The sequence below is a fragment of the Nonomuraea corallina genome (assembly GCF_027620315.1).
Classification (GTDB): domain Bacteria; phylum Actinomycetota; class Actinomycetes; order Streptosporangiales; family Streptosporangiaceae; genus Nonomuraea; species Nonomuraea corallina.
On sequence record NZ_JAPNNL010000228.1, the window covers coordinates 1 to 10,131 of the forward strand.

Below are 10,131 nucleotides of genomic sequence, written 5' to 3' on the forward strand. Positions count from 1 at the left end.
CCCCCGCCGGGCACCGCGACACCGCCGCGCCGGGCCGGGCGCTGGTGTTGCTGCCCGACGACCCGCGACGCGCCGCCGACCTGGCCGCACTACTGGGGCGGGCCGGCTGGGAGGGGCCGCGGGTGCGGCACGGCTCCTCGTACGCGGCGGCGGGCGACGCGTTCGTGATCCGCCGCCGTCACCCGCAGGACGTCGCCCGGATGCTGGACGAGCTGCGGGACACGGGCCGCTACCCTGACCTGATCGTGGACGCGACACAGCTCGGAGACCTGGCCGAACCGAACCTGGGCAGCGTCGACGACCAGCTCGACACCGGTTTCCACCGCGTCGTCGAGCTGCTGCGGGAGGCGGCGCGGCGGGCGCCCGACCAACGCGGCCGCGACGTGCTCATCGTCACCGGGCTGGCCGCCGACGTGACGGGCGGCGAACCCGTCCACCCGGTCCGGGCCATGCTGCTGGGGCTGCTGCGCAGCTACATGCTGGAGAACCCGCGCGCCCGGTGCAAGCTCGTCGACGCGCAGGACGGCGTGAGCGGCGACCGGCTGCTCGCCGAGCTGGGCGAGCTCGACGGCTCGCAGATCGTCGCCCTGAGGGGGGACCGGCGGTGGGTGCCCGGCGAGCGGGAGTTCGTCCCCGACGGGACGGGCCCGCTCAACCTGCGCCGCGAGGGCGTCTACGTCATCACCGGCGGGCTCGGCGGGCTCGGCCTGGCCGTGGCGCGCGGGCTGGCCGGCACCGGGCTGCGGCCCCGCCTGCTGTTGCTGGGCCGCCGCGTGACGGGCGGGCACGACGCCGAGCTCGCCGAGCTCCGGACGCTCGGGGCCGAGTGCCGGATCGAGGCGTGCGACGTGACCGACGTGGAGGCGCTGCGGCGCGTGATCGACCGGGCGTCGGACTCCTTCGGGGGCGTCAACGGGGTGTTCCACCTGGCCGGCGTGGCCGGAGGCGGGATGCTGCAGTTCCGGACGCGGGAGCAGATGGCCGCGACCCTGGCGCCGAAGGTCCACGGCACGCTGGCTCTGGTCGAGGTGCTGCGGGGCCGGGCCGGCCTGGACTTCTTCGTGGCCTTCTCCAGCCGGGCGGCGCTGCGGGGGCTGGTCGGCAGCGCCGACTACGCCGCGGCGAACGCCTTCCTCGACGCGGTGGTGCGCCGCCAGCCGCTGCCCGGCTGCGTCTCGACGACCATCAACTGGCCGTCCTGGGCCGAGGTCGGCATGGCCGCCCGCGAGGAACAGCCCAGGACCGGGCGATCACTGTCCGGGCAGGCAGGGTCCGGGCAGGCAGGGTCCGGGACGGACGTGCGCCGCTGGTCGGTCCCGCTGTCGGCCGAGGACTATCCGATCCTGGACGAGCACCGCCTGGACGGCATCCCGGTGCTGCCGGGCACCGCCCAGGTCGACTTCGTGCTGCGCGCCTTCCACGAGGCGGTCCAGCAGCCGGACGGGCGGCCCGTACACCTGCGCCACCTGGTCTTCCGGCAGCCGATCACCACCCCGGAGCCGGTGTCGCTGGAGGTCGGCTTCGAAGCGCACGAGGACCTGTGGCGCTTCACCGTCCGCACCGCGCCGCTGTCCGAGCCGCTGTCCGAGCCGCTGTCCGAGCCGCTGTCCGAGCCGCTGTCCGAGCCGCCGGGCTCGGCCGCCGAGCGCGTGCACAGCACCGGTGAGATCCGCCTGGCCGACAAGGCGGACGAGCCGGATCCCGTGGACGTGGCCGCGCTGCGCGCGTCGCTGCCCGAGCGGCGGGTCCCGGTGAACGACCCGGACAACCGGCTGTTCACCATCGGCCCGCGCTGGCCGGCGGAGGAGCTCTGGCTGTCCGGGGCGGACCCGGGCACGAAGCTCGCCGTACTGACCTTCTCCGAGGCGTTCGGCCACGAGCTGGACGGGCACGTGCTGCATCCCACGCTGCTGGACGCGGCGGTGTCGCTGGCGCGCGATCCGGATCTTGAGCCTCCGCACGCGCCCTTCGCCTACCAGTCGGTCATGGTGCGGCGGCCGATACCGGCTCTCGCCTACAGCCACATCCGCCGGCGTCCCAGCGGAGCCGACACGATCGTGGCCGACATCGACGTGCTGACGGCGGGCGGGGACGTCGCGGTCGAGGTCAGGGGCTTCACCATGCGCCGCGTCGACGAGTCCATGGTCGCCCCCGACACCCAGCGCGCGTCGTCCGGCGCCGGGATCGCCCCGGCGGCCGGGGTGGACATGCTGCTGCGTCTGCTGGGCCGGTCCGGCCCCGGGCAAGTGGCGATCACCCTGTCGGGGGAGGACGCCGTCGCGAGGAACACCGAGCGGCCGCCGGCCGGCGGCGAGCGGCCGCACGCGCCGGACACACCGGACGCGCCGGTCACGGGGGAGGTCCCGGCCGCGTCTGCGGAGCGGGCCGCCGGCGGGGCGTCGCTGGAGGACCGGCTGACGGGCATGTGGTGCGCGGCGTTCGGCGTGGAGTCCGTGGGCCCCGACGAGGACTTCTTCGACCTGGGCGGCGACTCCTTCACCGCCGTGGAGCTGGTCGAGGAGATCCGCAGGGGGTTCGGCGTGGACATCGGCATCGCCGCCGTGTTCGACCACCCGACGGTGGCCGAACTGGTCGCGGAGCTGCGGCGGCTGACCGCGTGAGATGCCCGGCGCCGCGAGATGCCCGGCGCCGCGAGATGCCCGGCGCCGCGAGGCGCCCGGCGCTCAGCCGCCGGCCTGCGCGACCCAGGCGCGCAGGGTGTCGGCGGGCAGTTCCTCGACGATCTGGTGCCCGCCCTCGACCAGGTGGACCGACAGCGGCCCCGTCGTGTACCGGCTCCAGTCGGCGAGGCATCCGGGGTTCCAGGAGCTCGCGTCACCGGTGGCGCCGACGGCGATCATCGGCGCGTCGAGGACCGGGCGCGGGTCCGACTCCAGGTAGCGGTTGAGCAGCCGGTACTCCGAGCGCCACAGGCGTGCGTACGTGGCCAGCGCCGTGGTGTCCCTGATGTGCGGCGGCGCCTCGATCTCCTCGGCCAGCGCCCGGTCCGGCAGGTCCGCCAGCGGCGAGAGGGGCGTGCGGTGCGGCGGGTACTGGCACATGATGACGGTCCCGCGAAGCCGCCGCCCCAGGTGCCTGGCGGCCTCCAGGCAGACCAGGCCGCCCATGCTGTGGCCCACGAGCACGACCTGCGCGGCTCCGGAGCCGGTGACGAGGGAGGCGAGCGCCGCGCCGCGTTCGTCGATGCCGGGGACGTTCATCGGGTCGTTCCAGCTCGCCCGGCGGATGACGGGCTCCTGGCCCGGCGTGTTCCACCGGTCCACGAACTTCGTCCGGCCGCCCAGCCCGGGAACGAAGATGACGGCCGGGTCATCGCCGAGTGGCGGGCTGACGAGGTAATGCGCAGAATCCTGATCACCCACGGCCTTCGCTCCTCATCAGACCTGCCGGTGGACGACATGCGGGGACTTCATACTCTTCCACCGAGAAACTCGCACGTTTCGTACGATCTCTGGAGATCGCACAAATGCTGTCAGTGCTGGATTTTCCTCACAATACTGGATCTTGTCAGTGGATCTATGGCAAAGTGTGGCAGGTGTCCACGCTGCTCGCCGCCGCCGTGATCATCCTGATCGCTTCAACGGTGCACGCGGTGACCGGATTCGGTTACGCCCTCGTCGCCACCCCGCTGCTGGCCCTCACGGTCGACCCCCATACGGCGGTCGTCGCCACCACGCTCTCCGCCCTGGCCATGACCATCACGATCGCCGTGCGTCAGCGTGAGCACGCCGAGTGGAAGGTCGCCGCGGTCGCCACCGCCGGCATCGTGCTCGGCATGCCGCTCGGCCTGTGGGTGTACGCCGTGACGTCGGAGCAGCTGCTCACCGTTCTCATCGCGGTCGGCGTCCTGGGCTGCACGCTGATGGTGTGGCGGCGCGTGAAGGTCCAGGGGAACGTGCCGGTCCTGGTGGGGGCGGGCCTCATCTCCGGCGCGCTGTCGACCTCCACCGGCACGAACGGGCCGCCGATGGTCGCCGCCTTCCAGGGCATGGGGTACGACCCCCACAAGTTCCGGGCCACCCTCGCGGCGGTCTTCGCCGCCACCAGCGTGCTGAGCCTGGTCGGGTTCGCCGTGGCCGGTCAGGTCAACGCCGACGCGCTGTGGATCGGCCTGATCGGCCTGCCGGTCGTGCAGATCGGATGGTTCGCCGGCAACGCGATCTTCAGCCGCATCGATCCGGAGCTCTTCCGCAAGGTGGTGCTGGTGGCGCTGCTCGTCAGCGCGGTGGTGACCCTGGTCAGCGCGCTCACCGGCTGACCCGGCCTCCAGTCAGGATGGCGTTCCCGGTCCGGGGATGAAGGCGGGGCCATGGCCGGGCACGATGATGTCCGCGACGGCCAGCACCCGCTCACGTGCGGCGTGGAGCGCGTCCATGTCGACGGCATGCCTGTCGCCGTGCGAGGTGGCGTTGTTCCAGACGTGGGTGTACGCGACGACGCCGTCGGATGTCCCGACGAGTGTGGTGATGTCCTCGTTGGTGTGCCCGGGTGTGCGGATCAACGTGATCCCCGGGCTGAGCTGGTAGCCTTCGGCGTCTCTCCAGGTCCACTGATCGTCGCGGTAGATCGCCCAGTGGTCGTGGAACCTGGCGTTGGGGAACAGCGCCGCGTTGAGTGTGTGGTCGGGGTGGTGGTGGCTGAACACCACATCGGTGATGTGATCGGGCGCCACTCCCAGGGCCGACAGCGGATCGAGGATCAGTGATCGGCTCCGCACCATGCCGGGATCGATCACGAGCCGGACGTCTCCGTCTTCGACGTAGCTGACCGTGCTGGCCACCCCGGCGCTGCCGTACCCCTCATGCAGGACGGTCTGAACCGCGCTGGGCGTGAGGTCCGTCATGTCTGCCTCTTCCTGTGCGTCTTGGCATGTCTGTACGTGATGGCAAGTGTGGAGCGGCTGATCGATCGCCATAAGTGGCAGGAGCGCGGATGTTCGCCGAATTCCTGCCATGATGTGATGGTGTCCCCCTTCCGCTCGATCGCTGCCTACGCGACGCAAGGAGTGAGCGCCTTCAGTCTCGGGCTGGTCGGCAAGGTCTTCGCTGACCGCACTCGACTGGGCGTGCCCGCCTTCGAGTTCTTCGTGTGTGCCGAGCGGCCCGGTGAGGTCCGCACCGACCTCGGCCTTCCGCTCAAGGTCGAGTTCGGAGTGGACCGTCTCGCCCGAGCGGATCTGATCATCGTGATTCCCGCGGATGACTATGTCGGCGTGGATGCACCCCCGCCCGCTCTGGTGGAGGCGATTCGCGCCGCTCACGAGCGGGGTGCGATCGTCGCGAGTTTCTGTACGGGATCGTTCGTCCTGGCCGCCGCGGGGCTGCTCGATGGTCGCCGCGCCACCACCCATTGGAGCCTGGCTGACGAGCTGGCCGCCCGCCACCCCGCTGTTTCCGTCATACCGGAGGTTCTCTATGTGGACGAGGGCGGCATCGTCAGTGGCGCCGGCGCGGCTGCGGGGATCGACCTCTGCCTCCACTTGCTGCGCCGCGAGCACGGCGCGGCGATCGCCAACGTCATCGCCCGCGAGATCGTCGTCGCACCCCACCGTGACGGAGGCCAGGCCCAGTACATTCCCGCCCCTGTGCCGGTCACGGGCGATGACGAGCGGGTCGCCGGTGTGCTGCACTGGGCGCGGCAGAACCTGGACAAGCCGCTGTCGGTCAGCGAACTCGCGGCCCAGGCGCACATGAGCCCCCGCACGTTCGCCCGGCGCTTCAGGATGGCTACCGGGACCACACCGCACGCCTGGCTGCGTACTCAGCGGCTCGATCGAGCCGAAGAGTTGCTCGAGGTCACCGACTTGCAGGTCCAACAGGTCGCACACCGGGTGGGCTTCGCCTCGGTCTCCGTGCTGCGCGAGCTGTTCATTCAGCGCCGCGGGGTGTCGCCTCGCGCGTACCGGCGAGCATTCAGCCAGTTGTGATCAGCCGCCCGCTCCTCGTGCTCCGACGGGCGTCTCAGACCTCCACGATGGCGGTGTCGACGCAGATCCAGGTGTTGGAGTAGCCGGGATTCAGCGACTCCAGGTCCGCCTCGAAGTCGTCGAGCTCTAGCTGGAGATCGGAGCGGAAGTCGATCACCTGCGGCGGGCTGCCGTCCTGGAAGAACCGCACCACCAGCGTGATCTCGGTGTTGGTGGTCGCCATGAAGTAGTCGTAGAGGTCCACCCCGGTGTAGACGTTGCCGCTGCGTTCGCCCAGCGCGAGGTGCAGGTGCGTGGGTATGCCGCCGAACTTGACGATCTCGCCGATGACCTCGCCGCGGGTGACGAACGACCCGACGGGGACGCTCGCCTTCAGATGCGTGTAGAAGGCGCCGATGCCGTCGGGCGAGTTGGGGTCCTGGCGGATCGAGATCTGGTCGCCGTAGATGCCTCCGCTGGGTGATCCGGGCGTGAAGATGTTGGTGACCTTTCCGCCGAAGGCGGCGCGCACCTGCGTGCCCACGGGTGCGCCGAGGTCCATGCCGTGAGAGATGGTCCAGTTGGGTCCGCTGTGCCCGCCCTGGCCCGGGCCGCCGTAGAAGTGGCCGTCGGCTCCGGTGGTGAACGGGTTGGAGAGGTCGATGTCGAACGCCATGGCGTCTGTTCCTTCCTCGGGGCGTACCCGCCTCGCCTGTGGTTCGGCGGGTGCCTGTCCCTGGATGCGTATCCAGCGACAAACACCGCATACCACCACAAACCGTAAGATCCTGGTCTGCAAAGGCCCTGGTCGCCGCGGGGCCGGCTCTCAGCCTTGGCGCAGCCGGGCGTTGAGCCGGGCGGCCTGGCGGGTGAGGTGGTCGCGTTCCTGGAGGCTGGACGCCGATCGGGCGGCCTCGGTGTAGAGGCGGGCCGCGGTCGCCGGGTCGCCGTCCCGCTCGTGCAGGTACGCGGCGACGGCCGGGTAGCGGGGGAGCGCCGGGTCGAGCGCCGCCAGCGCGGCCAGACCGGCCCGCGGGCCGTCGGCCTCGCCGACCGCGACGGCCCGGTTGAGGCGGGCCACCGGGCTGCCGGTGAGGCGGACGAGCTCGTCGTACCACTCCACGATCTGCACCCAGTCGGTCTCCTCGACGGTCCTGGCGTCGGCGTGGAGCGCGGCGATGGCGGCCTGGACCTGGAACTCGCCCAGCCGGTCGCGGGCCAGAGCGGCCTGCAGCACGTCGACGCCCTCGGCGATCAGGCGGGTGTTCCACAGGCCGCGGTCCTGCTCGGCCAGGGGGATGAGCCTGCCGCCCGGGCCGGTACGCGCCGGCCGGCGGGCGTGGTGCAGCAGCATGAGCGCCAGCAGGCCGGCGGCCTCCTCGTGGCCGGTCCCGGCGGCCAGGCGGCGGGTGAGCCGGATCGCCTCGGCGGCGAGGTCCACGTCCCCGGAGTAGCCCTCGTTGAAGACGAGGTAGAGCACCCGCAGCACGGTGGCGACGTCGCCGGGACGGTCGAGCCGGACGCCCGAGACGGTCCGTTTGGCCCTGCTGATCCGCTGCGCCATCGTCGCCTCCGGCACCAGGTAGGCCCGCGCGATCTGCCGCGTGGTCAGGCCGCCGACCGCCCGGAGCGTGAGCGCGACGGCCGAGGCCGGGGTCAGGGACGGGTGCGCGCACAGGAAGTACAGTCGGAGGGTGTCGTCCGCCTCGATGCCCGGGCCCGGCGGGGGCTCGCCCTCCACGCGCAGCTCGCGGTGCCGGCGGGAGGCGTCGGCGCGGGCGGCGTCGAGGAACTTGCGCCAGGCCACGGTGACCATCCAGCCCTTGGGGTCGCGTGGCGGGTTTCCCGGCCAGCCGCGCACGGCCTCGACCAGGGCGTCCTGCACGGCGTCCTCGGCCGCCGCGAACCCGGCGCCGCGGCGTACGAGGACGCCGATCACGTCGGGGATGAGGCCCCGCAGCAGGGAATCCTCCACCGGGTCAGTCCGTGGTGGGCGAGTACGGGGGCAGGAACGGGCGCACCTCCAGCCATTCGTGGATCGGCTTCCCGCCCGCGCCCGGCGCGGCGGACAGTTCGGCGGCCAGGGCGAGCGCCCGCTCGTAGGTCTCGACGTCGATCACCATCCAGCCGGCGATCAGGTCCTTGGTCTCCGGGAACGGGCCGTCGGTCACCGGCGGCCGCCCTTCGCCGTCGTAGCGTACGAACGTGCCCTCGGGTGAGAGCGCCTGCGCGTCGACGAACTCGCCGGTGCTCTCCAGCCGGGCGGCGAAGTCGTTCATGTACGTCAGGTGGGCGGAGAGCTCCTCCGGCGTCCACTGGTCCATCGGCACGTCGTTGACCGCCGCCGGCGCGCCCCGGTAGTGCTTGAGCAGCAGGTATTTGGCCATCGTCTCTCCTCGGTGCGGTACTGCCCCTCTTGGTGTCGCTCCGGGGACGGAGCCGCTGCCGGGATCTCGACATCCCGCCGGGAGGAGGGGGCGCATCGCCGGCGGGCCGTGCTGCCTAGTGTGCCCGGGGCCGCACGATGAGGCGTTGCGGGCCGTTGACGGTGTTCCCGCTGCCGCTGTACGAGTTGTTCGACTTGTAGGAACCGATCACGTTGGAGAAGTTTCCGCTGTTGATGGATTTCCCTTTGCTCCGGTAATTGCCGCGATTGCGCGAGTTTCCCTTGTTCTTGGGATGGCCGGCCTTCGCCGCGCCGAGGGCCGCCGGGCGCAGCTCGCGGTGAACCGCCGGCTCGGCGAGGGCGGGAGTCCCCGCCGCGAGCCAGGCCAGGCCGAAACCGGTGATGAGCAGGCAAGTCCTGTGCATCTGTCCTCCGCTGTCCGCCGCCCACGCCGTCCCCGGCGGGCGGCTTCGGTCACCGCTGGAGGGTCTGGGATCCGTTGGCCGTGTTGCCGCTGCCGGTGGCGTTGTTGCTGTCGGTCGAGCCGTTCACGTTGGAGAAGTTTCCGCTGTTGATCGGATCTCCTTCGCTATGGTAATTGCCGCTGTTGGTGGAGTTGCCGCTGTTTTCTGGGCCGTTGACGCACTTCGTGGGAGAATTAGACGAAGGAGAATGGTAATTGACCAGCCGGTTGCCGCAGAAGACGCTGGGGACCAGGCCGAGGACGGTGCCCAGGTCCGCGCCCAGCAGCCGCGAAAGCTGAGAAGGCTCAGGCGCCGGCCCGGCCGCCGCGCGACCGGCCGGCGTCAGACCGGAACCCGCGACGGTCGCGACCACGGCGAGCCGGATCAGGTTTCTTCCCACAGGTCCCACGACCGCCCCCTGGTGTCACAGCGTTGCACGACAGTGGCCGAGCGTAGCGGCGGGCGCGAAGCGCGGGCAACGTCCCCGCGCCCGTGTCGGAACGTCCGCGCGCGGACCTCACGGGGACCTCACGCGAACCTCACGGGGACGGCGGGGATGCGTCCAGTTGTGCGGCGATCCGCTCCAGGCCGCCCTTGATGAGCCGGCCGTATCCGTCGTCGCCGAGCGCGCCGATCCCGTCCTGCGCCTGCCGGAGGTGCTCCCGGGCGCGGTCGAGGTCGCCGAGCTTGCGGTAGCACTCGCTCAGGTTCAGGTGCAGCGACGGGTAGAGCCCGGCCACCGAGAGCGGCACCCCGGCCTCGGCCACGCGTTCGTCGGTGACCGAGCCGACGGCGGCCAACGCCCGCAGATCCCACATGAGCTCCTGGCGCACATCGTCCTGCACGTCGGCCATCGAGTGGGCCAGGACGCAGACATGCAGCGGGTCGCCCTGTTCGCCGCCGATCTCGTCCCAGATCTGCGCGAACAGCTCACGGGCCGCTTCGCGCCGGCCTTGGCCGTGGTTCAGCTCCACTGCCTGGCCGATCCGGGCCATCGTCGGGTCGGCGGTCATGGCGGGCTCCTTCGCTGTCGCGGCTGTGATCGCGATCAGCCTACTCGCCGTCACGACCCGGCGATCTTCGATCGCCGACGGCGCTTGCGCGAGCGGTCCCGCACGATCCACAATCAAGATATTGTTGTCAATGTTTCGTTGAAAGGCGGGTGGATGATCGTACCTCTCGCGTCGGCCACGGCCGGCACGTGCGGCGGCAAGGCCGGTGCCCTCGGCGCGCTGCTGCGCGCCGGACTGCCGGTTCCCGACGGCTTCGTGCTGGCCTTCGCCGCCTACCGCGCCGCCGTGCGCGGCCTGGACCTCGAACGGCTCGCCGCCGAGCCGGACCGGACCGGCGCCGCG

11 protein-coding genes and 1 pseudogene are annotated in these 10,131 nt (G+C 71.5%); 4 read left to right on the top strand and 8 right to left on the bottom strand.

Translation table 11 applies throughout. The features are described from left to right. Window positions 1–2,621: SDR family NAD(P)-dependent oxidoreductase (locus OUY22_RS33505; RefSeq protein ID WP_270159290.1), on the top strand; the 2,621-nt coding region annotated here is incomplete at its 5' end. Window positions 2,622–2,684: 63 nt separating this feature from the next. Here the strand turns inward: OUY22_RS33505 and OUY22_RS33510 are convergent. After that, window positions 2,685–3,383 carry an alpha/beta fold hydrolase gene (locus OUY22_RS33510; protein WP_270159291.1) on the bottom strand — a complete coding sequence of 233 codons (699 nt, stop codon included), beginning with the start codon at window positions 3,381–3,383 and terminating at the stop codon, window positions 2,685–2,687. A 173-nt stretch (window positions 3,384–3,556) separates the two neighbouring features. On the opposite strand from OUY22_RS33510, the gene OUY22_RS33515 reads away from it, so the two are divergent. Then, on the top strand, window positions 3,557–4,279 hold the full coding sequence (locus tag OUY22_RS33515) for a sulfite exporter TauE/SafE family protein (RefSeq protein WP_270159292.1): 723 nt from the start codon (window positions 3,557–3,559) through the stop codon (window positions 4,277–4,279). A gap of 12 nt (window positions 4,280–4,291) precedes the next feature. On the opposite strand, the gene OUY22_RS33520 is transcribed toward OUY22_RS33515, so the two are convergent. After that, the gene (locus OUY22_RS33520) at window positions 4,292–4,864 is read right to left on the bottom strand and encodes an MBL fold metallo-hydrolase (RefSeq protein ID WP_270159293.1); all 573 of its coding nucleotides are present in this window, start codon (window positions 4,862–4,864) and stop codon (window positions 4,292–4,294) included. 117 nt (window positions 4,865–4,981) lie between these two features. Here OUY22_RS33520 and OUY22_RS33525 point away from each other — a divergent pair, with 117 nt between their 5' ends. Beyond that, window positions 4,982–5,947 carry a GlxA family transcriptional regulator gene (locus tag OUY22_RS33525; RefSeq protein WP_408638245.1) on the top strand — a complete coding sequence of 322 codons (966 nt, stop codon included), beginning with the start codon at window positions 4,982–4,984 and terminating at the stop codon, window positions 5,945–5,947. Between the two features lie 34 nt (window positions 5,948–5,981). Here the strand turns inward: OUY22_RS33525 and OUY22_RS33530 are convergent, their stop codons facing one another. The 6 genes from OUY22_RS33530 to OUY22_RS33555 all read right to left on the bottom strand — a co-directional run bounded on the left by OUY22_RS33530 (window position 5,982) and on the right by OUY22_RS33555 (window position 9,789). Beyond that, window positions 5,982–6,602, bottom strand: a complete 621-nt coding sequence (locus tag OUY22_RS33530; protein WP_270159295.1) for a M23 family metallopeptidase — start codon at window positions 6,600–6,602, stop codon at window positions 5,982–5,984. 150 nt (window positions 6,603–6,752) lie between these two features. Further along, a complete protein-coding gene (locus tag OUY22_RS33535) occupies window positions 6,753–7,901 on the bottom strand; it encodes an RNA polymerase sigma factor (protein ID WP_270159296.1) in 1,149 nt (382 codons plus the stop codon). A gap of 4 nt (window positions 7,902–7,905) precedes the next feature. After that, entirely contained in the window at window positions 7,906–8,313 is a 408-nt protein-coding gene (locus tag OUY22_RS33540) for a YciI family protein (RefSeq protein ID WP_270159297.1), read from the bottom strand. A gap of 115 nt (window positions 8,314–8,428) precedes the next feature. Further along, a complete protein-coding gene (locus OUY22_RS33545; RefSeq protein WP_270159298.1) occupies window positions 8,429–8,737 on the bottom strand; it encodes a hypothetical protein in 309 nt (102 codons plus the stop codon). Window positions 8,738–8,786: 49 nt separating this feature from the next. Beyond that, the gene (locus tag OUY22_RS33550; RefSeq protein ID WP_270159299.1) at window positions 8,787–9,176 is read right to left on the bottom strand and encodes a hypothetical protein; all 390 of its coding nucleotides are present in this window, start codon (window positions 9,174–9,176) and stop codon (window positions 8,787–8,789) included. Window positions 9,177–9,315: 139 nt separating this feature from the next. Next, on the bottom strand, window positions 9,316–9,789 hold the full coding sequence (locus tag OUY22_RS33555; protein ID WP_270159301.1) for a tetratricopeptide repeat protein: 474 nt from the start codon (window positions 9,787–9,789) through the stop codon (window positions 9,316–9,318). A gap of 153 nt (window positions 9,790–9,942) precedes the next feature. On the opposite strand from OUY22_RS33555, the pseudogene OUY22_RS33560 reads away from it, so the two are divergent. Further along, window positions 9,943–10,131 (top strand): annotated as a pseudogene (locus tag OUY22_RS33560) (PEP/pyruvate-binding domain-containing protein); the annotation flags it as partial.

Coding starts and splice junctions, on each gene's coding strand:
- OUY22_RS33520 (WP_270159293.1), bottom strand. CDS start 4,864: ATGACGGACCTCACGCCCAGCGCGGTTCAGACCGTCCTGCATGAGGGG.
- OUY22_RS33525 (WP_408638245.1), top strand. CDS start 4,982: ATGGTGTCCCCCTTCCGCTCGATCGCTGCCTACGCGACGCAAGGAGTG.
- OUY22_RS33530 (WP_270159295.1), bottom strand. CDS start 6,602: ATGGCGTTCGACATCGACCTCTCCAACCCGTTCACCACCGGAGCCGAC.
- OUY22_RS33540 (WP_270159297.1), bottom strand. CDS start 8,313: ATGGCCAAATACCTGCTGCTCAAGCACTACCGGGGCGCGCCGGCGGCG.
- OUY22_RS33545 (WP_270159298.1), bottom strand. CDS start 8,737: ATGCACAGGACTTGCCTGCTCATCACCGGTTTCGGCCTGGCCTGGCTC.
- OUY22_RS33555 (WP_270159301.1), bottom strand. CDS start 9,789: ATGACCGCCGACCCGACGATGGCCCGGATCGGCCAGGCAGTGGAGCTG.